The organism is Bacillus sp. EB106-04-04-XG123, assembly GCF_058791855.1.
The window spans coordinates 123,806-149,077 of record NZ_JBYTDZ010000006.1 but is presented as its reverse complement, the minus strand read 5'-3'; the positions used below and the strand labels follow the sequence as shown (position 1 = coordinate 149,077).

Here is a 25,272-nt window from a genome sequence, read left to right as displayed (position 1 = left end):
CCGTATGCGACAGCATGAACCGAATAAACTTAAAAAAGCTTATAGGTCAGCTAAAGAAGTGCCGTGATGAAGTAAAGCTTAATCAAGAGGAACATATCATTTTAAATCAAATGTGTGTAGAGCTTCAATATATAGAAAGCTGCCGGAAATGAATAGTTGTTCCGGATATTGTATAAATAAATCTCATATAAAGGAGGTATTATATGCCTAAAGTTGACAACCTGTTAGCCATTCTATGGATGCTTCGCTCAGATAAAAAAATAACTGCAAAACAAATTTCAGATAAGTTAGAGATGAATATAAGAACTGTTTATCGTTATATTGATACACTTTCAACGAGTGGTGTACCTATCATTTCAGAACCAGGTCATAACGGTGGATATAGTTTAATGAACAATTTTATAGAGGCTCCTCTATTTTTTGATTTTGAGGAGCAAATTTCACTATTTCACGCTGCTGTTTTTGCAGAAGAAGCGGGATATTATGGAGGTGAAGCGCTACAAAGAGCCATTTCAAAACTTAGTAAACACTCAAATCAAGAGCAAGAAACAAAGGTAAACCAACATATAACTAGTCTTGAAGTAATAAGTCGAACCAGTTCAATCTCTTTGGAACCTTCTTTGAAAAAGTTGGAAAAGGCAATAGCGGCCAAAAACACGGTGGAAATTCTTTACCATAAAAGTGGAGAAAAGCAATTACATCATAGATGTGTCGATCCATACAGAATGATCTATTGGAATAATAAGTGGTATGTGATTGGATTTTGTCATCTTAGAAATGATATGCGCAGTTTTAGAGTAGATCGAATTGAAAATCTAATGGTGACTGAAAATCAGTTTGACCAGCAAGAAAACTTTTCAGCACGTGACTTTTTTATAAATAGTCTCCTACCAACTTTAAAAGATAAGGAAGAGATTATTTCTTTGGTGATTCATGGGGATAAAAATGTATTGGCTGATATTTGCCAACATTGGTTTTTAGGACATTATTTACAAGAACGGAATTCACATCAAGCAGTTTTTCTTCTTCCAAAAGATATGATACATACATATGTACCTTATCTACTTTTACCTTACAATAAATCTATTAAAGTGGTTGAGCCAATTAGTCTTAAAAAAAGAATGATTGAAGTTTTGTCGGATTTAATCAAATTTCACCAAGTATGATAACTTCCCTGACGCTAACTGTCAGGGAAGTTATTTTATAATCGCTATATCAACTGTGATTGGAGCGTGATTGGATGCAAACACAAAAAGCTTATCTATATGTATTTGATACGATGTCTGACTGGGAATATGGATATTTAATTGCTGAACTAAACTCAGGTAGATATTTCAAAAAAGATTTAGCACCTTTAAGAGTCATTACAGTAGGAGTTAATAAAGAAATGAAGACGACTATGGGAGGTTTGAGTATAAAACCAGATATTTCCCTTGAAGAATGTAACCTTGAGAACAAAGATCTTTTCATTTTACCAGGAGGTACGACTTGGGGTGAAGACATTCACCAACCTATCTTGGAAAGAGTTGGCCAAGCTTTAGAGCTGGGCACTATTGTTGCTGCAATTTGTGGTGCAACTGAGGGGCTCGCGAATAGGGGATACTTAAATACTAGAAGGCATACAAGTAATAACTTAGAATATACTAAAATGGTATGTCCTAACTATAAAGGAGAGAAGTTCTATGAGTTGGCACCTGCGGTATCTGATGCGAATTTAGTTACTGCATCTGGAATAGCCCCTTTAGAATTTGCAATGGAAGTGCTGAAAAAAATAGAAGTATTTACACCAGATACCTTACATTCTTGGTATAACCTGAATAAGACACATCAATCTGAATATTTCTTCAGGTTGATGAATTCAATAAATAAATGAAGTAACTGAAAAAGCTCAATTTCTCTATTTTGATTAGTAGAGAAGTGGAGCTTTTTATTTTGGACTTGCCTTATCGTTTTCAATTTGCATGTTCCTGATGCTGGCCCGATTGTACTAAAAAGCCGAGCGCCTTAAGAAGAAGGCTTTGATCGAATTGAGACGACCGGTGTTTTTGTTTCTTTTGGCTTCGGTGTTTGTGTGGATTTTTTGATGCGCGTTTCCTTTGGCGTGTAATAGGTTGCCCCAATATTGAGCCTGCCTTGAAGCTGGTCAATAGAAAGCTCCCCAAACTCTAAATGGTAATCAATTTTGTCCACGTGCAGGGATTCGATATGAATATGTGTATCCTCTGACACAGGAGGAGCTGGTGCAGACATTTTTTGCTCAAGAGCGGCGAGTCTTTTTTCTAGCTCAACGACAGATGGGGATGGACTGGATTCAGTTTTTTTAAAGAGTGATTGAATGAAATGTTTCAAGTAGACCACAACCTTTTCTTCCGCCTTGCTCTAGTCTATGGAAAAGCTGCCCGGTATATACTTATAGAGATGACAAGAAAGGGGAGAAGTGTATGCTGCCTACTCAGATTCACATTGCCCATATGAAAACGAATTCGATTGGCACAGGATCATCCATGACGTTTGGCTCGACGTTTGTTCGCAATCATTGCAGTACGATCAAACGAAACAATGGATTTGGGGAACAGAATGCTGATGGCGTGATCACGATCCTGCCAATTGAAACAATTGATGATCGTGATCAAATAGACGCAGTGAGTATCAATATTCGTCATCTATGATGATAGCAGTCGCTTTTCCTTCATCCTTTTGCAGGCGGATGTAAAGTACACCGTCTTTAAAGGCAGCATTCATTTGACCAAGAATCATTTCTGGAAGGCGGATTTTCTTTTCAAACGGACCATACTTCCCTTGCTTTTGGCGAAAGTCCTGCTCGTTAAAAAAGGAAAAACGCTGTCCTTTCACAACCAAATATTCACCATATGATAACACCTGAACATCTTCCTTTCGGTAGCCAGGCAAGTAAATTAAGTATTGAATTTCTGTAGGAGTTTCCACCATGTCGATTGGTGGAAACGACGCATCTGATCCCCGCTGATCCTGCTGTGTGAATGTAAATGGAGATGGACCGTTTGCCATAAAGGGGGATCTTTGCTCATCGTCGAAGATCATTTTCCAAAAATCATCTCCATGCATTTGCTGGGCAATATCCATCCACTGTTTCATTTTTTCGAAGTCCATGTGAAGACCTCCCGTTAACATACTTGATGGGTGCTTGCATATACCTATAAAAAGGAGGTTTATCTGTGGTTCAACCAACTCCGTATATCAATATTAATATTTTCATGTTAAAAATTAATTCCTTTGAAAATGCGTCGGCGGTGAATGTCGGACAAAATTTGTTAGCAGAGTGGCAAAACTCAGATAAAAAAAATCAGGGTTACGGACAGAATTTTGGAGATGCCAGCGGTTTTGTCGGTACAAAAAGCCATGTAGATGATCGAGATCAAGTGGACTCACCTGCCTCTTTTTCACCAGCAGCTAAACCCATTCAAAGGAAGTGACGTGTGATGTTATTCTCACCTTCAGTCGTCAATGTCGGTGCTTTTAAAATCAATGCAATGGATCGGGGTGCATCACTGACGCTAGGACCTTATCAGCAGATTGATTATTTTCTCTCGATGAAATTGAATCAAGGTTTTGGTGAGGACAATGGAGATTGTTCACCGCTTGTCATTCCGATTTCAAGCGTGTTAGATCCAGATATGGTGGACTCAAATTCAGTCAAAAACAGCGTGGTTTAAGAAAAAAAGAGACCGGGAATTCCCGAGTCTCTTTTCTAATTTGTTTCATTCAGATGGCTTTTTCGTCTTGCATAGGTGAAATAGACAACAACACCGATGGCGATCCAGATGAGGAAGGCTCTCCATGTCTCCCATTTCAGTGTGGAAGCCAATGTCATACAAATGATCGCACTGATAATCGGAAGCACAGGCACGAACGGTACTTTAAATGCTGCTTTAAGATTCGGATGTTTTTTCCGTAAAATGATGACCGCAATGGAAATCACCGTGAAGGCTGCCAGTGTACCGATGCTGACTAAATTCGCGAGTGTCGATAAATTCACAAAACCTACGATACACGCTGCGACTGCACCTGTCAGCCAAGTGTTGGCAACGGGCGTTTGCGATTTTGGATGAACCTTTGAGAAAATATTTGGCATAAGCCCATCGCGGCTCATCGCAAAGGTTAGGCGAACCTGTGCATATACCAAGGCAATGAGAACCGTTGTAATCCCAATAATAGCACCAGCTGATATGATACCCGCCACACTATTCAGGCCAACCACTTGAAGAGCAAATGCGACAGGATCACTGACATTCAGCTTCGTATAGTGAACCATGCCTGTTAAGACAAAGGAAACCCCAATGTATAAAATGGTACAAACACCGAGCGCTCCGATAATCCCAACCGGCATCGCCTTTTGCGGATTTTTGACCTCTTCAGATGCATTGGCGATCGCATCAAATCCGAGGTAAGCAAAAAAGACGGTGGCCGCGCCTGCAATCACGCCGTTAAAGCCCATTGGCATAAAGGGTGTCCAGTTTTCAGGTTTGACGTAAGCAAAGCCTGAGATGATAAAGAGTAGGACAATGGCAATTTTGATCAGCACAATGATGTTATTCAGCTTTGTGCTTTCTTTGACGCCTCTTGAGACGATAAAGGTGATGAGCAAAATAATGAGTGCGCCTGGAAGGTTAAAGACGGCTCCGTCAGCGGCTCCAGGTGCAGCTGATAAAGCCTTCGGTATGTGAAGACCGAATCCGCTGAGCAGTGATTGAAAATAGGACGACCATCCACTTGCCACAGCAGAGAGGGCAATGACATATTCAAGCATGAGATCCCAGCCCATTAAAAAGGCGAGAAATTCCCCAAGTGTTGCGTAGGAATACGTATAGACGCTTCCTGACACAGGAATAGACGAGGAGAATTCAGCGTAGCAAAAAGCGGCAAGGGCACATGCGATCGCAGCTAAAATAAAAGATATAATAATCGCAGGTCCTGCATCATTTGCCGCAGCAACCCCCGTAATCACAAAGATTCCAGTCCCGACCACACAGCCAATGCCAAGCAAGATTAAATCAAACGTATTTAATGAACGACTTAGCCGCTTCGTTTGACTTTCAAGCATGAGCTGGTCGAGAGATTTTTTTCGAAATAAAGAACTCATGTGGACCTCCTAATGGATAAATCTTTTCGTAAGACGAATGTTAGTATATGCGTAAATAACAATTTAGTCAATTGGTTGAAAAACGCTTTAAATCACTAAAGCATTAAATGCCACAACCGAAGAAGTGTATAAAAAGAGACATCCGCCGGGAGATCGAAGGCGGATGTGGTGTCAGACAATCTATGTCTGTTCAGCAAATATTTTTTCATTGTACAGCACACTTGGATGAGTTGGATGATGGGCGGAGGAGGCACGGTGATGTATTTTGGCTTGTTCCAGGTTGCCGAGCTGATAATAACAGTAGCAAAGCTGAAGGTGAGGATACCACGTTTTATATTGTGTCAGTGTGAAGGCTGTTTCGTTTTCAGGAGCCTTCAGCGCCTGCTCATACCAAAAGATGGCTGCTTGATGTTTATTTTGTATTTTTAAATGATCCCCGATCCGGCAGCAAAATTCTGGCCGGGGCTGATCATATAAGAAGGAACGTAATAATGAGGATAAGGCTGCTTCCTCATAGCCTTCCGCATAATAGCAGTCCGCTAAATATTGGCATGTGCGAATTTCATCTTCAATCCAGCACTGTTTTGTGTTTAAAAATTCATGATAAAAACGAATCGCTTTGACACGCTGACCGTTGTCTCTTAATTCATTGGCAAAGTAAAAGAGATCGCGGGGCGTCATATCCTCTCCTTTTGCCAGCATGTCTTCATAAATTCGCAAGTTGCGCCCAGGCTCACCAGCAGTTGTTTTCTTGCGTTTTTGATGTGTGACGGCGATATCTGCAGGAAGGATGTTTCCATACACTTGAAGAAACTCATGAACAGCCCCGTACCACTGAAAGTTCAAGGAACGCTTCACAAGGCGATTTCTTCTATATTTGAAATTGACTTGACCGTTTTCATCGAATCCCACATGATAAAACATCGAAACAGCATCCACCGAGGGATCAAGTGTCTGCTTGAGCTGAAGCAGTTTTTGGCGGTCTTCTTCAAGGAGAACATCGTCAGCATCGAGCCATAAAATATACTCTTTCCCTGCATGTGAGAAAGCAAAGTTGCGTGCTTTTGCAAAATGCTGGACCCATTCAAAATCCAGCACTTTTGCTGAAAAGGAATGAGCGATTTCCTTCGTTTGATCTGTTGATCCTGTATCAACGATGATCATCTCATCCACAATGTCTTGAACAGACGAAAGGCAGTCCGCCAGCACCTCCTCTTCATTTTTCACAATCATACATAAGCTAATGGTTATCATCTTTAGATCACCTCTTCATAGTGTATCGAGCATCAAAAGGAAACATTCTTTTCTGCAGCGGGTTTTTTAAAACTAGTTTTCTGCTACTGGCTGATTTAAAATAAAGAAAGAATCTATGTAAGGGCTGATAAAATGAGTTTATTGAATGTTGAAGGATTATATAAAACCTATGGCGAGAAAACGCTGTTTGATCATATTTCTTTTCATATAGAACCAAAGGAACGCATCGGATTGATTGGACCAAATGGAACAGGGAAATCAACGCTTCTAAAGGTCATTGCAGGACTTGAATCGTTTGAGGAAGGTGACATCACGAAAGCAGGGACACTTGATATCGAATTTCTCGAGCAAGATCCTGAAATGAGCGGGAATGAAACGATTCTTGACTATATTTTTTCAGGAACGGCACCAATGATTCAAACGATGAAGGCGTATGAAAAGGCACTCGCCGATTTAGAGCATGATCCGCAAAATGAGGCAAAACAAGAGGCACTGATGCGTATGCAAAATCGAATGGATCAAGAAGATGCTTGGGATGCGAACCTTTCAGCCAAAACGATTTTGACAAAGCTTGGCGTGAAAGATGTAAGCCGCTCTGTACATGCATTATCAGGCGGACAGAAAAAACGTGTCGCCATTGCTAAAAATTTAATTCAGCCTGCTGGTTTGCTGATTTTAGATGAACCAACCAACCATCTTGATAATGCAACGATTGAATGGCTTGAAGGATACTTAAGCCAATACAGCGGTGCTGTCATCCTCGTGACACACGATCGTTATTTCTTAAATCGGGTGGCCAATCGGATTTATGAGTTAAATCAAGGACAGCTTTATACGTATAAAGGAAATTATGAAGTCTTTTTAGAAAAAAGAGCAGAGCGGGAAGCAGAAGCTCAGGTGAAAGAAACAAAGCGTCAAAACTTGCTTAGACGAGAGCTTGCATGGCTCAGACGAGGAGCAAAAGCAAGAACGACAAAGCAGAAAGCACGTATCGGCAGAGTTGAAGAGCTGAAGGATCAAAAAGGGCCTGATGCGAAGGGAGAGCTTGATTTTGCCATCGGCTCTCACCGCCTGGGAAAACAAGTGATAGAGGCAGAAGACTTATCGATTTCATTTGCTGGTCAGACCCTTGTGGATCGGTTTACAGATTTAGTCGTGCCAGGCGATCGTATCGGATTTATCGGACCGAATGGAGTCGGCAAAACCACTCTGCTGAACTGTCTAGCAGGTAAGATTGAACCGACTTCAGGACAATTGACCATTGGACAAACTGTTCGTATTGGTTATTACACGCAGGATCACAAGGAAATGAATGATGAACTAACCATCATTGAGTACATCAAGGAAACAGCTGAGATTGTCAAGACGTCTGATGGCGCCATTGTCACAGCAGAGCAGATGCTGGAGCGCTTCCTTTTCCCAAGATCGATGCAGCGGACGTATATTCGTAAGCTGTCAGGGGGAGAACGCCGCAGATTGTATTTATTGAAGGTCTTAATGGAAGAGCCGAATGTTCTCTTTTTAGATGAGCCGACGAACGACCTTGATACAGAAACCCTCAGTATTTTAGAGGATTATTTAGAGCAGTTCCCTGGCGTCGTCATCACAGTGTCCCATGATCGTTATTTCTTAGACCGAGTGGTTCACCGACTGCTTGTCTTTGAAGGAAATGGGCGAATCTCACACTTCCAAGGTGCTTACAGCGATTATATGGAACAGGAAAAAGAGCATAAGCGGACAGAGACAAAGCCTGCTGAAAAACAAGTAGAAGCTGCACCTAAAAAGAGAAAAAAACTTTCTTATAAAGACCAGCTTGAATGGGACGGGATTGAAGACCGGATACAAGCATTAGAGGAAAAACATCAGCAGCTCGAAGCCAGCATTGCAGAGGCAGGCAGTGATTTTGGGAAAATTCAAGAGCTGATGGACGAACAAAAAGCCGTTGCGGAAGAACTAGAACAAGCAATGGACCGCTGGACAGAACTATCTCTTATGATTGAGGAAATGAATGAATAAAGATGTGGAAATAAAAAACCTGTAGAGCGATCTACAGGTTTTTTTGATAGGAGCATTTGGCATACGCATCATGCTGGTGGATGGATTCCTCATTACGACACTCGACTTGAAAGCCTTTAATCCATGGCTGCTCATATAATTCAATGGCAATTAATCTTGTGATATCTTCTACAAAGCGCGGATTTTCATAAGCCTCTTCTGTCACTTTCTTTTCATCAGGTCTTTTGAGCACGGGATAAAGCGGTGCGCTCGCATTGGACTCAATGATATGTAAAAGAACGGCCTTGATGTCGTCAGGGAGCGCTGCTTGTTCAAACAACTCTACTTGAATGGAAACAGACCCGCGCTGATTATGGGCACCATATTCACTGATTTCCTTGGAACAAGGACATAATGTCGTGACCTGTGCATCGCAGCCCACATGACAGGTCCATCCGTCCTTTTCATGAAAATGGACGTCATATTTGACAGTTGCATGCATCAAGCCTGACTGCCCGGTGACTGGACTTTGTTTTTCCATGTACCATGGAAAGGAAACTTGAATGGAAGCAGAGGATTGATTCATTTTCCGGGCGAGCGCTGCCGTCAATTCTTTTAGGGTATTCACATCAAGCGGCTTGCTGCTCTCATAAAACGAGTGCAGCTGTTCAGTGAGACGGCTCATATGAATGCCTTTTTGATGGGCTGGCAGGGATGTGCTCAGTGAGAATTCAGCAGTGGTTGTTTGGCGCTGTGGTGCTGTTTTAGATACGATATGTATGGGATAGGACATGCGACAGACCCCGACTTGTTCAAGATGAAAATAAAAATCCTGCTCTGTTTTTTGAATGTCAGACATGTCCTCTTTTTGCCAAGGCTTTGTGCCAAGACTTGGCGGTACAGATCCGAATAGCTGGTGCCGTTCTACTTTAGGTGGAAATGAGCGCATATGGTACCTCCTGTAAATCGTAATTATTCCTATTTATTTTGCGATAACATATGGAATAAATCAAGTATTAAAACTTTGACGTTTACGTTAAGGTTATAAAGGTGTATAATAAAACATGAATTGATGAGCAGGAGGCACTGGCGATGGAATGGATGAAAATTGATCAAGTGGCGAAAAGAAGCGGACTGACAAAACGGACGATTCGTTTCTATGAAGAGATTGGTTTATTATCAGCACCAAAGCGGACTGAGGGCGGTGTCAGACTTTACTCAGAGGACGATATGGAAGAGCTAGAGAAAGTGATGCAGGCAAAAGAGGTACTCGGCTTTTCTTTACAGGAGCTTCAATCGTTTATGGAAATCGGAAAGCAGCTAGAGCTGAATAAAGAAGGCTACTTGCTGTCGCTTGATCCGAAGGAGCGATTAGAGAAGCTTTTAGATATTGATGCGCAGCTCAACATACAGCATCAATTGATAACAAAAAAGCTTGAAACGATTCAATCCTTTAAAAAGGATCTTGAAGCGATGAAAGAAAGAGCGGTTCATGCAATTGAGCAATTACAAAAATAAACACCTCTGCGTGTTTATTTTATTTTGTCAACATTTGAAGGAAAGGTTCTGATGGAATGAAGGAAGAAGAAGTGTTGAAACAGCGTACAAGTCTGCTTAGGCAGCCAAAAGCCGTTTGGGCTGTTGCCTTTGCGTGTGTGATTTCGTTTATGGGAATAGGACTCGTCGACCCGATCCTGCCAGCCATTGCATCGCAATTACACGCATCTCCAAGCCAGGTCTCTCTTTTATTTACAAGCTACTTACTTGTGACCGGCTTTGTGATGTTCTTTACCGGCTTTATTTCTAGTCGGATTGGTGCGAAATGGACGTTATTAGTTGGACTCATTTTTATTATTGTTTTTTCTGCTTTAGGTGGTACTTCTTCAACGATTAATGAATTAATTGGCTTTAGAGGCGGATGGGGCATTGGGAATGCTTTATTTATTTCAACTGCACTCTCTGTCATTGTTGGTGTATCAGTTGGAGGAAGTGCGAAGGCCATTATTTTATACGAGGCAGCACTAGGTCTTGGGATATCGGTTGGACCGCTGCTTGGCGGTGAGCTTGGCACAATTTCTTGGCGCGGGCCTTTCTTTGGCGTTGCCGTGTTAATGCTTATTGCTCTTTTAGCGATTACCTTTATGCTTCCACCTATGCAAAAGCCGCAGAAAAAAGTGAAATTATTTGAGGCTGTCGGGGCGTTAAAATATAAAGGACTTTTAACGATGGCATCTGCCGCTTTCTTATACAATTTCGGTTTCTTTGTGCTTTTAGCGTATTCGCCATTTGTGCTCCATCTTGATGAGCATGGACTTGGATATGTCTTTTTTGGATGGGGGCTATTCTTGGCAGTGACCTCTGTCTTTTCAGCGCCAGTCATTCATCGTAAACTGGGGACATTGACCTCGCTTGTCGTTCTGTTTGCTTCGTTTGCATTGATTTTACTTGGCATTGGGGTATTTACGTCACATGTTGTCGTAGTCATTTGCGGAATTGTCATTGCTGGGGGAATTCTCGGTATGATCAATACAGTGCTCACGACAGCTGTGATGGGATCAGCACCGGTTGAACGTTCAATTGCTTCATCCTCATACAGTGCTGTACGATTTATTGGGGGCGCGATTGCTCCTTGGATTGCCGGAGTTCTCGCTGAATCCTATACAGCAAGTACACCTTATTATGTCGGGGCTGCTGTGGTTCTCTTAGGCATGATCATCCTGCTCCTTGGACGTAAGCATTTGGTGAATATCCAAGCAGGTCATTAATTAGAAAAAGCCTCATATCTTCTAAAGATATAAGGCTTTTTTGTCGTTATAATACTTTTGTTGTCCAAGATTCGCAATTCCAAGTTTCGGTTGCCACATCTTGATAAAATTCAGGTTCGTGAGAAATCAATAAGACGCTGCCTTTATATTCTTTTAACGCGCGTTTTAGTTCTTCTTTTGCATCGACATCTAAGTGGTTTGTCGGCTCATCGAGAACAAGTAAGTTGGTTTCTTCGTTGATCAACTTGCAAAGACGGACCTTTGCTTTTTCTCCACCGCTTAAAACAGACACGCGGCTTTCAATATGTTTTGTCGTTAATCCGCATTTTGCAAGAGCGGCTCTGACTTCATATTGCGTGTAAGAAGGGAAGGTGCTCCATACTTCTTCAATACAAGTATTGCTGTTTTGCTCTTTTACTTCTTGCTCAAAGTAGCCAATATGCAAGAATTCTCCACGTTCCACCTCACCAGAAATAGGTGTGATTTCCCCAAGAAGGCTTCGGAGTAGCGTGGTTTTACCGATACCGTTAGCACCGTACAACGCAATTTTTTGCCCGCGTTCCATTTTCAAATTCAATGGGCGGGAGAGTGGTTCATCATAACCGATGACCAAATCTTTCGTTTCAAAAATCAGTTTCCCAGAAGTACGTGCTTGTTTAAAGTGGAATTCTGGTTTTGGCTTTTCTGCTGCGAGTTCAATCATATCCATCTTATCCAGTTTCTTTTGGCGGGACATCGCCATATTTCTTGTGCTGACACGTGCTTTGTTTCTTGCGACAAAATCCTTTAGTTCAGCCACTTCCTGCTGCTGTCTTTTATAGGCTGCTTCGAGCTGCTGCTTTTTGACTTCGTACACTTGTTTAAATTGGTCGTAATCCCCAACATAGCGCGTGAGCTCTTGATTTTCAACATGATAAATCAAGTTGATGACACTGTTTAAAAACGGAATATCATGTGAAATGAGGATAAACGCATTTTCATATTCTTGTAAATAACGCTTCAGCCACTCAATATGCTGCTCATCCAAATAGTTGGTCGGCTCATCGAGAAGGAGAATTTCTGGCTTCTCTAACAGCAATTTCGCTAGCAGCACCTTCGTACGCTGACCGCCGCTGAGCTCCGTCACATCACGGTCCAGCCCGAGATCTGTTAAGCCAAGACCTCTTGCAATCTCCTCGACTTTAGAATCAATGATATAGAAATCATTGTTTGTCAGTGCATCCTGAATGACGCCCACTTCCTCTAACAGCTTTTCCAGCTCATCAGGATCGGCTTCACCCATTTTGCCATAAATGTCATTCATCGCGGCTTCCATTGAAAATAAATAATGGAATGCATCCTGAAGGACTTCACGGATCGTTCTTCCCTTTTCTAGCACGGTATGCTGATCAAGGTAGCCGACACGGACATTTTTCGCCCATTCGACTTTTCCTGCATCTGGCTCCAGCTTGCCAGTAATAATATTCATAAACGTTGACTTTCCTTCACCGTTGGCGCCGATTAAGCCGACATGCTCGCCTTTTAATAAACGGAAGGACACTTCGTGGAAAATGGCTCTGTCGCCAAAGCCATGACTTAAATCTTTAACAGATAATATCATTTTTTACACCTCAAATAGATTCAAAACGGCTAGTGCCTCTCATGATTATATCGAACTGTCCGGCTCGATAAAAGCATCAAAAGAAAAATTGCGTTTCAAAGCTGATTTTGAGATACTAAAGGATAGATTGAATGAGGATAAAGGAGATCGACATGACGGAAAATTGGGCATTTTTGAAAGAAGCAAAGCCATTTATTCAAGAGAACTTTCAATCGGCTGGCTTCGAAAAACCAACAGCTATACAAGAAAAAACAGCAGAGTGGATTACGGAGAAGCGTGATGTGATCGCAGAATCACCAACTGGAACGGGGAAGACACTTGCGTATGTTCTGCCGCTTTTAAATAAAATTGATGTCAATATTAAGCATCCGCAAGTCTTAATCTTGGCACCTTCAAGAGAGCTTGTGATGCAAATCTTTGATGTCGTGCAAGAGTTCAAACAAGGATCAGACATCAAAGCGGTTTCCTTGATTGGTGGAGCGAACATCAAGAAGCAGCAAGAAAAGCTAAAGAAACACCCGAACGTCGTTGTGGCGACACCTGGCCGAGTACAAGAATTAATCAAAATCAAGAAACTGAAAATGCATGAAGTCAAAACGATCGTATTAGACGAAGCAGATCAGCTTCTTGTGCCAGAGCATATGAAAACGATCCAAGCGATCATTAAGTCCACATTAAAAGAAAGACAAATCCTTTGTTTTTCTGCCACGTTGAAAGATGAAACCGTTCAGCTGATCAAAGAAATGACATCTGAACCAGAAGTATTGAAAATTGCTAGAAGCGAGGAAGAAGCGCAGAAAGTGGGTCACTATTATCTGTTATGTGATCAGCGTGACAAAGTGAAACTACTGCAAAAGCTATCACGGCTTGAGGACATGCAGGCGCTCGTTTTTGTGCGTGACATTACGAACTTAAGCATTTATGCAGAGAAATTAGCGTATCACCATGTCGACCTTGGTGTCCTTCATAGTGAAGCAAAAAAAGCTGAGCGTGCTGTAATTTTAAAATCATTTGAACAGCGTGAATTCCCGCTCCTCCTTGCAACAGATATTGCAGCAAGAGGAATCGATATTGATGATCTGCCATATGTCATTCATGCAGATATGCCAAATGAAGAGGGCTACATCCACCGTTCAGGCAGAACCGGACGCGCTGGAAAAGAAGGCGCAGTTATCAGCCTTGTTACACCTCAAGAGCAATCAATGCTGAAAAGAATGGCGAAAAAGCTGAATCTTTCGCTTGAAGAAATTGTATATAAACAAGGCCAGCTGCAGCTTGCGCCTAAGCAGGCATAAGAAAAGGACCCTTCCATATGGAGGGGCCTTTTTTGTTATGAAATTTTGACAAGCTGTTTTCCGACATTTTCCCCTTTGAATAATCCAAGGAATGCATCAGGAATGTTATCAAAGCCTTCAATGATTGTTTCTTTATATGTGAGTTTGTCTTCTTTTACCCATTGTGCGAGATCCTTCGCTGCCTCTCCAAAACGATCTGAATAGTTGGCAACGATGAAGCCTTGCATCAATGCGCTTGTTTTGATGAGTTTTGTTTGCACACGCGGTCCGATATCTTCGCTCGCACTAATATTATAAGAAGAAATGGCACCGCATACTGGAATGCGTGCAAAACGGTTCAAATGATTCATCACCGCATCTGAAATCTCGCCGCCTACATTGTCAAAGTACACATCAACGCCGTTAGGACAGGCTTTTGCAATCGCATCATCTAAATCATTCGTTGTTTTATAATTAATCGTTTCATCAAAGCCCAATTCTTTTAAATAAGCGAGTTTATCATCAGATCCGGCAATACCCACGACGTGTGCGCCTTTGATCTTAGCGATTTGCCCCACAACGGAACCAACGGCACCTGCGGCTCCAGAAATGACAACCGTCTCGCCTTCTTTTGGCTGGCCAATCGCAAGCAGGCCAAAGTAAGCGGTTTGCCCTGGCATCCCCAAAATGCCTAAATAATAGGACAATGGCGCAATGGACGGATCAATTTTAGTCAGAGATTCAGCTTTGGCAGTGGAATATTCTTGCCAGCCAAGGAATCCAAGGACAAAATCACCTTTTTCAAATTGAGGCGATTTCGATTCAACGACTTCTCCAACGACACCGCCCTGAATCACTTCATTTAGCTTGAACGGAGGTGTATAGGATTTTGTATCCTGCATTCGCCCTCTCATATAAGGATCTACAGAAACATATTTCGTTTGAATCAAGACCTCTCCATCTTGCGGTACAGGTATATCTACTGTTTCAAAATGAAAAACATCTTTTGTAGGTAATCCTTTTGGACGTTTGGCTAATTGAATTTGCTTTTGTTGACTCATGTCAAATCCTCCCTTTCACTTACAGCCTAGATTTACATTAACATGATGCTTCTTTTCGTTCAAAACATACGGTCTTTTCAAAACACATACAAAAAAGCAGCCACCATCTCATCGAAGGGGACTACTTTTTCTGAAAAGATACAGAGAGGAGCGGCGGGAGACAGCCAAACAGCTGATACACATCCGCATCACGTTCTTTTAACAAATATTCGTTTGCATTTTGCATGGAGGCCTTCATCATATCGCGCGTCACAAAAGGAAAAAGGATATTCAAATATGAGGACAACAGGTCTTGTGGATCTTGTTCAATTGACTCGATATCTCCAATGTTAATAATGATGGAAAAGAGATAATCAATGGAGATGCGAAAGTGCTGTTCGGCAAACAATGTAAGCGGCTTTGTATTTGCTTCTTCAGGATTCCACTTTTGAAAAAGCTGTTTCACCAAATCACTGACAACCCAAGCATTAAACTGCTGCTCCGCTGAAAAGTAATACATCAGCTCTCCCTCATTTCTAGCCTCCAGTATAAGAATTGTACAACAAATCCACAGGAATGAACACGATATTTCAGAAAATTTAGTCATTTTAACAGGCTTTTTGTCAAAAATAAGTCGATAGGCATGGTATGCTCATTAAGCAAATTGGATGTGCTCTTGTAAGGTTTAATGTCAAAAGTGACGGGTAAAAGATTCGTAAGACGTTAAAGGAGGAATATAAAATGAAACCTGTTGTAAGAGAGTATTCAAATGATGAAACACTTCAAAGAGATGTAGAGCAATTAAAATCGATCGGTGTTGCAAGAGAGGACATTTATGTTCTATCCCATGACGATGATCGAACAGAGCGTATTGCAAATAATGCAGATGCCAATACGATAGGCTCAAGAGAAGTTGGACTTAAACATGCGGTTGGGAACATCTTTAGTAAAAAGGGAGATGAGCTCCGCAATAAAATTCATGAAATTGGTTTCACCAAAGAAGAAGCTGAGACATTTGAAGAACATTTAGATGAAGGGAAAGTGCTTCTCTTTGTCACAGATCATGAAAAAGTGAAAAACTGGGCGTAAACGCCAACTGAAAAAGCCTCTTACTTTTGTAAGGGGCTTTTTTTCATGCCCCCATGTCTGAAGGAGAGACATATATCTTTTTTATGATAATAAATAAATACATAAGTATGGAATAAATAGTAAACGCTCTAATTGAAAATGCCGCTATACCAAAGAAAAACATGGGGAATCAGAAAAAAATAGTCGAAATATCACAAAAAACCATTCGGGAAATAATTATTGTATCTTTCTATTTTGATTTAAAATTAAATAAAAAACTTGTGTAATTTAGTAGATAAATTTCTTAGTTCTATTGGTTTAAATTGTGTTTTTATGTAGAAATAATTGTTTTAAGGTCAAAAAACCACGAAAAATACCTGTATTTTCAATTAGAAAATTCATTTTAATGTTTAGGAAATAATTTGTTGACAAAATAAACTAAAAACAATATATTTGGCTTATTCCAGTCATTATGGAATTAGTTGTTAAATTTCTGGCGAGTTTATTCGGAGCATACTTAGTGAAAGGGGGTGGCAGAAACCAAGGCCTAAGCGCCTTTAAGTTACAAAAGGGTCTACTAAAATAAAGCAAAGAATCATGTACTTGAAGAAAAAATGATAGTCATTCTAAACAGTAGATTGGTTTTTCTACTATGAACACTGCAAGAGATAGTCAAAAGGCGTTAAGTCCTTATACAAAAGAGAAAGCGGTTTCAATAAAGAGTGTGAGTTGATCGAACGGTGAAGGAGGTGAACTCATATGAAAAAAAGAGAGAACAAGCTGAGGCGAGGCGGCCTTCAAACGGCTGCATATGAGGAGGATGAATGCTGAAAAAGAAGAGTGAACATGTGGGATGCTTCTCTCCTTTTTCAGACAAACAGATTTTCCTAAAAAATCCATCTTTCATTTTAACATAAGGTTTTTGGCTTGAAAACCACCTTTGCCCGAAAAGGCGATTGTGAATTGAAGGAGGTTTCATGATGAAAAAGGCTTTGTACCATGAAGACAGTGGTTTGTATTTAGAAAAGATGCGCATGGCATTCCAAGAGCATTATGAGCAAAGAACAGATATGTGGTCCACTGATCCATCCTTAACAGACGCAGCAGTGATGTCATTAAAGGCATGGCGTTCAAGGGAAAAGAATGCACTTGCTTCTGTACTGGATATCGGGTGCGGCAACGGCCGTGCACTTGAACATTTAAGCGGGCTTTCCGCATATGTCGGTATCGACCTGTATGAGCATGAGGAGTGGGAAGGGTTACAGAAAAGAGAAACAGTTCCTGTCGACTTTGTTCATCAAGATTTTATGTCATGGTCCATGGATCAGGGACGCGGGATGCAATTTGATTTGATTTTAGATCATGGCTGCTTTCATCATCAACATCCTGATGATCATGAACGTTATTTAAAACAGGTCTCTTCTTTACTTCATGAAGGCGGTGTCTTTTCACTTGTTGTCTGGGGAGAAGAGTGGAAAACAGGATTAATCGGAGAAGATGGCCGTTTTCATTTTTCGTTTTCAGATTCTCAGCTTGGCGAAAAAATTTGTACATCAGGTCTTGAGCTTGTATCCATATCACCATTACAAGCGAAGGCCGGAATATGCCAGCATCATGTCATTGCCGTCAAAATCTAGTACAAAGGTGAGTGATTCAAAGCTAGCAGAGGTGTTCAAGTTAAGAAAGAGCGTCTGCCAATCAAGGGCGTTTGCTGCTCTGACAAAAAAAGCATATGAACCAAGATTTCTGCTCCTTTGTACTGGAAATGGACAAGGTCTAAAGCGATGAGAGACACTGCACATTCATTTCCTTCTGCGGGAGCACAAAGGCAGAGGGAGTGCATACACATATTCATCACTCCATCACTGCGCTATGGGAGTCGATTTGGGTGCAGTGATGAATAGGGGGGAGACAAATGAACAAGTTTGTAGATGAATTACAATCAATGATTCATCATTTTACCTTTCAAGAAAAACACTATTTGCTCGTGGGGCCTGTGAATTTGCCAATTTCCATTCAACATGAAGAAGTGCCATTTAAGTGGTATGCCTTCGCACGTGTTGAACGGGATACAAAACCAACGATTGAATCGATTGTCCAAATGAGTACCGCGCAGCAAACCTTTTCCTCTTGTCTCTTATTTGGCGACTTTGAAAATGAACTGCCGCCGCTTGTGCGAATCCATAGTGTCTGCCAAACAGGTGATGTGTTTGGGTCACTGAAATGTGACTGTGGTCCACAGCTTGCATTATCGCTGAAGAAAATCACCGATTACGGAAAAGGCATGCTGGTGTATATGGCCAATCAAGAAGGGCGGTCTATTGGGCTGATGGCAAAAGCATTGACGTATAAATTACAGGAAATGCAGCTGGATACTTTTGAAGCCAACCGTCTGATCGGCTGCGGGGATGATGATCGGCATTACGAGGAAGCAGCAGCAGTTTTGCACTATTTAAACAAAGGGAAACCATTGCATTTACTAACGAACAATCCAGATAAAGTCGATTCTATTGCAGCTTACGGTCTTCCTGTTTTGCGGTTTGATCATACGGTCGAAGCCTCTCTCTACAATGAAGCCTATTTAAAGGCAAAAGCAGCCTCAGGGCATATGGTCGATGAGAAGAAATTAATTAATCAATAGACGAGTTTATTGAAAGAAGGCGGGAGAAAAGCGTGAAACCTGATATCAATTGGATTCAAATTCCAAGCGGCTATGCAACGATTGGAAGTAATGAAGAAGATATGAAAAAGGCATCAGAATACTGGAAGGACAAGCTGCTCAATCCAACCTACGGTCGTGAGAAAAAATTTCAAAAATGGCTGTACAAAGAATTTCCATCCTATCAGCCGTATATCAACGAATTTTTTATCTCAGATACGGTCGTCAGCAATGAACTGTATCAAAGCTATTGTGATGAAACAGGCCAGACATACCCGGAGAGCTTAACGAACGAAGAGCTTGGCGGGGGAAAAGATCATCCAGCTTGGGGTATGGACATTGAGGAAGCCTTCTCGTTCTGTCAGTGGCTAAGCGGGAAACTGGGGATGGATGTGTCGATTCCTACGGAAGAAGAATGGGAGTATGCTGCCCGGGGAAACACGAGAAATCAATACCCGTGGGGAGATGAGTTTGATCCTTCTTACTGCAATACGCACGAATCAAATATTGAAAAAACGACGCCTGTCCGTCATTACGAAAAGGGCAGATCCTTATTTGGTCTTTATGATATGGGGGGCAACGTCGAGGAATGGGTCAACACCAAATATCACGTATATGAAGGCGGCATCGAGGTCGTCGATGATTTAACGGAAACACTCGGAAGTGACTACTACATTTTAAAAGGCGGCTCCTTCGCAAGAGGTGGAGATTTATGCAGAGTCGCAAGAAGACACGGGAAGCACCCAGATCCCGTTTTTCGATTTACTGGTTTTCGTTTAGTGACTCGTCAAAAACAACATATAAAGGTGGGAGTGTAAAACTATGCATAGAGGACCAATTACATCTGTTTTATCAACTCAGCACGACCAAATTGTTTATACTGGCGGCTATGACCGCTGTATTTATCAGTGGAACCGGGCGACGGGAGAAGGAACGTTTATTGGCAGTCACGAGCATATCATTAACTCAATATCTCTTTCTGAAAACGGAAAGTATTTAGCGAGTGCATCGTCAGACTATACCATTCAGTTATATGATACAGGCACAAATACCCGAATTCGCACGTTGTTTGGTCATGCGGATGATGTAGAAGCCGTCGCTTTTGCGAAGCAGGATACTTTGCTTGTATCCGTGTCCAGAGATAGAAGATGCTTAGTCTGGGATATCGAAACGGGTGCTATTTTAAGAGAATTCCATGGTCATAGCAAAGATGTATTAGCTGTATGGATACATGGTGATAAAGCTTACACAACAGGTGATGATGGATACGTCCTTGTATGGCTGTATGAGACCGGAGAAATTGTAGGGGAAATCGGCCCGTTTGATTATGAGCTGGATACCATCAGCGGCAGCAATCAAAAAGAAGTATTCGCACTTGGCAGAGATGATGGCACCGTTATTATTTACGATGCAGCGACTTTACAGGAGAAGAAAATCATCAAAGCCCATTTACAGGGCGTCAAGCGCGTGAATTTTTCTCCAAGCGGCAATTACTTGCTCACAGCAGGCTACGACCATTTAATTAAGCTGTGGAATTATGAAACAGGTGATTTAGTCGATACGCTGCTGCCTCATAAATATCAGTGGGAGCGCTCGCTTGTCTGGACAGAGGATGAGAAGTCAATATTAGGAGCCAGCTTTGGAAAAACATATTGTGAATGGTCGATTGAAAAGGGCAAAGTCATATCAGATGAGATCGAAATGGCGACACCATCTATCAATGATATTGCGCTGACTGATGCAGGTGATATTATTACCGCATCAGATGATGGAAAATTCAGAAAAAATGGAATTGAAATTGCCAAATCGACGGGTGTTTTAACGAATGGAGTAGCTGTTGCACGAGATGGAAGCTATTATGCGTGGGGAGACCATGCAAGTCAGGTGCATATTGTTCACGAGTCATTACAGCAAATGGTTTCGTTCGATCTCAACACAGGTCCGGTCAACAGCGTGTATTTCCACGAGGAGGATCGTCAATTTTATATTGGAACTTACGGCGGTTATGTACATGTCATTTCAACAGAACACTTAAAGGAAATTGGCCGTTCCAAAGCACACGATTGTGCGGTTAAAGCATTAAAGGTAGAAGGAGATCATATCATCACAGCAGCGGTTGAAGGAACCATCTGTCTTTTAGATAAAAAGAGTTTGTCCTTAAAAGCCGAATACATCGGTGCGACAGAGCTGTTGAATGATGTCTTTATTGATAGTAAACGAGACCGTATCGCCATTGTCAGCCGAGACAAGAATGTAAGATTGTTTGATTTGCATACAGGAAGAATTTTAGACCAGCATAACGAACACCAGTATTCGATTAAATCGGTCACAGTCACAGACTCTGGGTATATCGTAAGCGGTGATTATTGGGGCTATATCGTTGTGTGGAATCCAGAGCTGGATGTCAACACCGGCCCAATTAGAATTGCCCAAAATGGAATTAGTGCCATTAGACAATTAGGCAATGATGTATACGCAAGCTCATACGACGGTGGGATTTATCACGTTCGAGAAGATGGGACGCATACCGAAGTACTACGCTTATTCGAACAATTTCCGAAAGAAGTAATCTCTCATTAAGAAAAAGAATGTAAGCGGGGGATTCTCATGATAAGTGTTTGCAAGGAACATATGAAAAAAGGTCTGTCTGTACTCAATTGTCCGCATGTGCTCCTCATTAATAAATATGAATGTCGCAAATGCTGTTTTTGTAAACAACGAGCATCTTATAAACTTTTTTATTCCTTGCCTTACTATGATCGATCTGAAAAGAAACGGATGGAAAAAATATAGCACATGAGAATAGAACTCCTTCATTCCCTGAAGGAGTTCTTTCCCTTGAAAGAGAGGAAAGGAGACTTACATGAAAGACGATGTTTTTTATATGAAGCTAGCGATTGCCAACGCAAAGGCCATGAAAGGACAAACCTCACCAAATCCGCTTGTCGGGGCAGTAGTAGTCAAAAAAGGTGAGATCGTCGGAATTGGTGCTCACATGAAGGCGGGCGAACCGCATGCTGAAATTCATGCGCTGCAAATGGCAGGAGAAAAGGCGAAGGGAGCTCATATGTATGTGACACTCGAACCTTGTTCGCATCATGGAAAAACAGGGCCTTGCTCAGAAGCCATAATAAAGAGCGGGGTGAAACGTGTGGTCATTGCCACTGGGGACCCAAATCCGCTTGTAGCAGGTAAAGGGGTCACGATGTTGAAACAAGCAGGGATAGAAGTAGAAGAAGGGATATGTAAACGGGAAGCGGACAGCTTAAATCTTCCTTTTTTTCATTCCATACAATCAGATCTTCCATATGTCATATTAAAAACAGCCATTTCGTTAGACGGGAAAATTGCAACAGCTCATCAAGAAAGCAAATGGATTACGGGAACAGAAGCAAGAAAAGAAGTGCAGCAATTACGTCAAGAAGCAGATGCTGTGGTAACAGGCGTCGAAACCATTATTCAAGATGATGCAGGTCTTATTGTGAAAGATTCAATCGTGACACAGCCCATTCGCGTCATTTTAGATTCCACATTAAGGATTCCGCTTCATGCGAAATGTTTAAACGATCATATGGCAGAAACCATTATTTGTACCTCAAACAAGTACGATCAAAAAAAATACCATCAACTGGTGCAAAAAGGACATCAGGTCTTTATCACAAGCGGAGAAAATCGGACAGACATCCATGATGTGTTACGCATGCTGAAGAAGCGTTCTGTCATGTCGGTACTTGTGGAGGCGGGAGGCAGTGTGAGCGCGTCCTTTTTAGAAGCGTCACTTGTGAACGAAGCCATTATTTATATGGCGCCGTTATTCATTGGAGGAAAAGATGCGCCTACTTTCTTTGAAGGAGAAGGGATGAAAACATTAAAAGAAGCTATCCGTCCGGTAGATATTGATTATCGTATGGTAGGAAAAGATTTAAAAATGACGATGAGACTTCAATGAAAGAAAGACCTTGTGCATAGCGTGCAAGGTCTTTTTATCTTTCTAAATAAAAATAAAAATGTACATACACCTTTCTTGGTCGTGATGAATACGATGGATGGGGGTGATTCTATGAGAAGATGTAGACAATGCGGAAAGACATATCCAACTCATTCGACAGACCACTACCAAAAAGGAAGCTGGTATGATGCGTATAAGGATGATGGCTGGGAATGTGATAGTTGTAAGAAAGGAAGATCAGGGAAGCCAGGAAAACCAGTGAAAAATCCTTGCTGCGGAAAAGATCCTTGTGTTTGTGTGATTCAAGGTCCGCCAGGCGGCAGAGGAAGAAGAGGCCCAGCAGGTCCGGCGGGTGCAGCAGGTCCAGCGGGCCCAGCAGGTCCAGCAGGTCCAATCGGTCCAACAGGTGTAGGTTTAACAGGCATTCTGGCATTTGATCCAGCAGTAGCACCAGCCTACCCAGTAGGGCAAGTGGTGACATACGATGGCAGTACGTATGTGGTCAATTCAGCACCGCCATTAGGGACGCCTGATACATCACCGGACTATACGCTTTTAGCTGCTGCAGGAGCAACAGGTACAGGACCAACAGGTGTTACGGGAGATCCCGGTCCGACTGGGGCAACCGGCGCTACCGGTGTAGGTCTAACTGGAGTTGTTCCGTTTGATGCGGCAGCGGCACCAGGGTATCCAGTAGGTCAAGTGGTGACATATGAAGGCGAGACGTATCTTGTAAACACAGCATCGCCAACAGGTACACCCGATACTTCCCCAGATTATACGCTTTTAGCTGCTGCAGGAGCGACAGGAGTTACGGGCGCCACCGGCACAGGAGCAACCGGTGCAACAGGTGAAACAGGAGCGACCGGCGTCACAGGAGCAACGGGGGAAATTGGTCCAACCGGCGCCACTGGAACAGGAGCAACCGGAGCCACAGGTGAAACGGGAGCGACTGGCGTCACAGGAGCAACGGGGGAAATTGGTCCAACCGGCGCCACCGGCACAGGAGCAACCGGTGCAACAGGTGAAACGGGAGCGACTGGCGTCACAGGAGCAACGGGGGAAATTGGTCCAACCGGCGCCACTGGTACAGGAGCAACCGGTGCAACAGGTGAAACAGGAGCAACCGGCGTCACAGGACCAACAGGTTTAACTGGGGTAACTGGTGAAACAGGGGCAACAGGAGTGACCGGAGCGACTGGAGTCGGTTTATCCGGAGTCGCAGCGTTTGATCCAGCAGTAGCGCCAACTTATCCAGTAGGTCAAGTGGTGACATATGAAGGAGGAACCTACCTTGTTAACACGGCGCCACCAACAGGCACACCAGATACGTCACCAGATTATACGTTATTGGCCGCTGCAGGAGCGACTGGCGTTACAGGAGCAACCGGTACAGGAGTCACGGGTTCCACCGGCGCAACAGGAGTGACAGGACCAACGGGAGAGGTTGGTCCAACCGGAGTCACTGGCGTCACAGGAGCAACAGGAGAAATTGGTCCAACCGGTGCCACTGGTGTTACGGGAGCGACGGGGGAAATTGGTCCAACGGGAGCTACTGGTACGGGAGCCACCGGTGAAACAGGTGCAACAGGGGTCACAGGAGCGACAGGAGAAACTGGTGCCACCGGCGTCACAGGACCAACAGGTGCAACAGGGGTAACTGGTGAAACCGGGGCAACAGGAGTGACTGGAGCGACTGGAGTCGGTTTATCCGGAGTCGCAGCGTTTGATCCAGCAGTAGCGCCAACCTATCCAGTAGGTCAAGTAGTGACATATGAAGGCGGAACATATCTGGTCAATACAGCGCCTCCAACAGGTACACCGGATACTTCTCCAGACTATACGTTATTAGCAGCCGCAGGTGTTACCGGAGCCACCGGAGTAACAGGTGCAACTGGTGTAACCGGTGATACTGGAGTCACAGGAGTAACTGGAGCAACCGGAGCAACTGGGGTGACGGGTGATACAGGAGCAACTGGAGTCACAGGTACAGGAGCGACCGGAGCCACCGGAGCAACAGGAGCGACTGGAGTCACAGGAGTAACCGGAGCAACAGGAGATACGGGAGCCACCGGGGTAACCGGAGCAACAGGAGCCACCGGAGCAACTGGGGTAACGGGCGATACTGGTGCGACCGGAGTAACCGGTGTAGGATTAACTGGCATCCTGGCGTTTGACCCAGCTACAGCCCCAACCTATCCAGTAGGTCAAGTGGTGACATATGAAGGTGGAACCTATGTTGTGAATACAACACCACCAACAGGTACACCAGATACGTCCCCAGACTATACGTTATTGGCCGCCGCAGGTATTACCGGAGCAACAGGAGTAACCGGGGCAACTGGGGTAACAGGTGATACAGGAGCAACGGGAGCAACAGGAGTAACCGGAGCAACTGGGGTAACGGGTGATACAGGAGCAACGGGAGTCACGGGTACAGGAGCGACCGGAGCCACCGGCGTCACAGGAGTAACAGGAGCGACCGGAGCCACTGGCGCCACGGGTTTAACAGGTGCAACTGGGGTAACCGGAGCAACAGGAGCAACGGG

The 25,272-nt window shown here is 43.0% G+C and carries 24 protein-coding genes; 16 read left to right on the top strand and 8 right to left on the bottom strand.

What is annotated here, in order from left to right; all coding sequences use genetic code 11:
* Positions 1-203 precede the first annotated feature (203 nt).
* The gene (locus AC3WTB_RS17730; protein WP_039177059.1) at positions 204-1,166 is read left to right on the top strand and encodes a helix-turn-helix transcriptional regulator; all 963 of its coding nucleotides are present in this window, start codon (positions 204-206) and stop codon (positions 1,164-1,166) included.
* Between the two features lie 74 nt (positions 1,167-1,240).
* Positions 1,241-1,873, top strand: coding sequence for a type 1 glutamine amidotransferase family protein (locus AC3WTB_RS17725; protein ID WP_377972239.1), 633 nt, complete (start codon positions 1,241-1,243; stop codon positions 1,871-1,873).
* Positions 1,874-2,004: 131 nt separating this feature from the next.
* Here the strand turns inward: AC3WTB_RS17725 and AC3WTB_RS17720 are convergent, their stop codons facing one another.
* Positions 2,005-2,349 (bottom strand): hypothetical protein, encoded by a 345-nt coding sequence (locus AC3WTB_RS17720; RefSeq protein WP_492334043.1) that lies wholly within the window; start codon positions 2,347-2,349, stop codon positions 2,005-2,007.
* 92 nt (positions 2,350-2,441) lie between these two features.
* On the opposite strand from AC3WTB_RS17720, the gene AC3WTB_RS17715 reads away from it, so the two are divergent.
* Positions 2,442-2,669 (top strand): hypothetical protein, encoded by a 228-nt coding sequence (locus AC3WTB_RS17715; RefSeq protein ID WP_039177063.1) that lies wholly within the window; start codon positions 2,442-2,444, stop codon positions 2,667-2,669.
* Here the strand turns inward: AC3WTB_RS17715 and AC3WTB_RS17710 are convergent.
* Positions 2,650-3,129, bottom strand: coding sequence for an Hsp20/alpha crystallin family protein (locus tag AC3WTB_RS17710; RefSeq protein WP_039177065.1), 480 nt, complete (start codon positions 3,127-3,129; stop codon positions 2,650-2,652). The genes AC3WTB_RS17715 and AC3WTB_RS17710 overlap by 20 nt on opposite strands.
* A gap of 65 nt (positions 3,130-3,194) precedes the next feature.
* On the opposite strand from AC3WTB_RS17710, the gene AC3WTB_RS17705 reads away from it, so the two are divergent.
* Both AC3WTB_RS17705 and AC3WTB_RS17700 read left to right on the top strand, forming a co-directional pair.
* Entirely contained in the window at positions 3,195-3,452 is a 258-nt protein-coding gene (locus tag AC3WTB_RS17705; protein ID WP_003213975.1) for a hypothetical protein, read from the top strand.
* A gap of 6 nt (positions 3,453-3,458) precedes the next feature.
* The gene (locus AC3WTB_RS17700; RefSeq protein ID WP_024424583.1) at positions 3,459-3,692 is read left to right on the top strand and encodes a hypothetical protein; all 234 of its coding nucleotides are present in this window, start codon (positions 3,459-3,461) and stop codon (positions 3,690-3,692) included.
* A 35-nt stretch (positions 3,693-3,727) separates the two neighbouring features.
* On the opposite strand, the gene bcaP is transcribed toward AC3WTB_RS17700, so the two are convergent.
* Together bcaP and AC3WTB_RS17690 are read right to left on the bottom strand one after the other, a co-directional pair.
* Entirely contained in the window at positions 3,728-5,119 is a 1,392-nt protein-coding gene (gene bcaP / locus AC3WTB_RS17695) for a branched-chain amino acid transporter BcaP (protein ID WP_144495476.1), read from the bottom strand.
* 180 nt (positions 5,120-5,299) lie between these two features.
* Positions 5,300-6,373, bottom strand: coding sequence for a tetratricopeptide repeat-containing glycosyltransferase family 2 protein (locus AC3WTB_RS17690; RefSeq protein WP_492334042.1), 1,074 nt, complete (start codon positions 6,371-6,373; stop codon positions 5,300-5,302).
* Between the two features lie 132 nt (positions 6,374-6,505).
* Here AC3WTB_RS17690 and AC3WTB_RS17685 point away from each other — a divergent pair, with 132 nt between their 5' ends.
* Positions 6,506-8,389: an ABC-F family ATP-binding cassette domain-containing protein gene (locus AC3WTB_RS17685; protein WP_492334041.1), complete on the top strand. Its 1,884-nt coding sequence runs from the start codon at positions 6,506-6,508 to the stop codon at positions 8,387-8,389.
* Between the two features lie 31 nt (positions 8,390-8,420).
* Here the strand turns inward: AC3WTB_RS17685 and folE2 are convergent, their stop codons facing one another.
* Positions 8,421-9,317: a GTP cyclohydrolase FolE2 gene (gene folE2 / locus AC3WTB_RS17680; RefSeq protein ID WP_492334040.1), complete on the bottom strand. Its 897-nt coding sequence runs from the start codon at positions 9,315-9,317 to the stop codon at positions 8,421-8,423.
* 143 nt (positions 9,318-9,460) lie between these two features.
* On the opposite strand from folE2, the gene AC3WTB_RS17675 reads away from it, so the two are divergent.
* Together AC3WTB_RS17675 and AC3WTB_RS17670 are read left to right on the top strand one after the other, a co-directional pair.
* The gene (locus AC3WTB_RS17675) at positions 9,461-9,886 is read left to right on the top strand and encodes a MerR family transcriptional regulator (RefSeq protein ID WP_492334039.1); all 426 of its coding nucleotides are present in this window, start codon (positions 9,461-9,463) and stop codon (positions 9,884-9,886) included.
* A 56-nt stretch (positions 9,887-9,942) separates the two neighbouring features.
* Entirely contained in the window at positions 9,943-11,133 is a 1,191-nt protein-coding gene (locus tag AC3WTB_RS17670; RefSeq protein ID WP_059376773.1) for an MFS transporter, read from the top strand.
* Positions 11,134-11,179: 46 nt separating this feature from the next.
* Here the strand turns inward: AC3WTB_RS17670 and AC3WTB_RS17665 are convergent, their stop codons facing one another.
* Positions 11,180-12,733, bottom strand: a complete 1,554-nt coding sequence (locus AC3WTB_RS17665; protein WP_025092670.1) for an ABC-F family ATP-binding cassette domain-containing protein — start codon at positions 12,731-12,733, stop codon at positions 11,180-11,182.
* Positions 12,734-12,885: 152 nt separating this feature from the next.
* Here AC3WTB_RS17665 and AC3WTB_RS17660 point away from each other — a divergent pair, with 152 nt between their 5' ends.
* The gene (locus AC3WTB_RS17660; RefSeq protein WP_492334038.1) at positions 12,886-14,028 is read left to right on the top strand and encodes a DEAD/DEAH box helicase; all 1,143 of its coding nucleotides are present in this window, start codon (positions 12,886-12,888) and stop codon (positions 14,026-14,028) included.
* Positions 14,029-14,063: 35 nt separating this feature from the next.
* Here AC3WTB_RS17660 and AC3WTB_RS17655 read toward each other — a convergent pair whose 3' ends face one another.
* Both AC3WTB_RS17655 and AC3WTB_RS17650 read right to left on the bottom strand, forming a co-directional pair.
* Positions 14,064-15,068, bottom strand: a complete 1,005-nt coding sequence (locus tag AC3WTB_RS17655; RefSeq protein WP_041108604.1) for an NADP-dependent oxidoreductase — start codon at positions 15,066-15,068, stop codon at positions 14,064-14,066.
* Positions 15,069-15,189: 121 nt separating this feature from the next.
* Complete coding sequence (locus tag AC3WTB_RS17650; RefSeq protein WP_039177083.1) at positions 15,190-15,567, bottom strand: YfmB family protein; 378 nt, start codon at positions 15,565-15,567, stop codon at positions 15,190-15,192.
* A gap of 221 nt (positions 15,568-15,788) precedes the next feature.
* Between AC3WTB_RS17650 and AC3WTB_RS17645 the strand changes: the two genes are divergently transcribed.
* The 7 genes from AC3WTB_RS17645 to AC3WTB_RS17615 form a co-directional block, all read left to right on the top strand.
* Complete coding sequence (locus tag AC3WTB_RS17645) at positions 15,789-16,136, top strand: YflT domain-containing protein (protein WP_039177084.1); 348 nt, start codon at positions 15,789-15,791, stop codon at positions 16,134-16,136.
* Between the two features lie 959 nt (positions 16,137-17,095).
* A complete protein-coding gene (locus tag AC3WTB_RS17640; protein ID WP_492334037.1) occupies positions 17,096-17,752 on the top strand; it encodes a class I SAM-dependent methyltransferase in 657 nt (218 codons plus the stop codon).
* Between the two features lie 278 nt (positions 17,753-18,030).
* Complete coding sequence (locus AC3WTB_RS17635; RefSeq protein WP_492334036.1) at positions 18,031-18,756, top strand: GTP cyclohydrolase II; 726 nt, start codon at positions 18,031-18,033, stop codon at positions 18,754-18,756.
* Positions 18,757-18,788: 32 nt separating this feature from the next.
* Positions 18,789-19,592, top strand: coding sequence for a formylglycine-generating enzyme family protein (locus tag AC3WTB_RS17630; RefSeq protein ID WP_039177089.1), 804 nt, complete (start codon positions 18,789-18,791; stop codon positions 19,590-19,592).
* Positions 19,593-19,596: 4 nt separating this feature from the next.
* A complete protein-coding gene (locus AC3WTB_RS17625; RefSeq protein ID WP_224930704.1) occupies positions 19,597-21,354 on the top strand; it encodes a WD40 repeat domain-containing protein in 1,758 nt (585 codons plus the stop codon).
* A 283-nt stretch (positions 21,355-21,637) separates the two neighbouring features.
* A complete protein-coding gene (gene ribD / locus AC3WTB_RS17620) occupies positions 21,638-22,723 on the top strand; it encodes a bifunctional diaminohydroxyphosphoribosylaminopyrimidine deaminase/5-amino-6-(5-phosphoribosylamino)uracil reductase RibD (RefSeq protein ID WP_492334035.1) in 1,086 nt (361 codons plus the stop codon).
* A gap of 111 nt (positions 22,724-22,834) precedes the next feature.
* Positions 22,835-25,272: beta strand repeat-containing protein (locus AC3WTB_RS17615; protein WP_492334034.1), on the top strand; the 2,438-nt coding region annotated here is incomplete at its 3' end.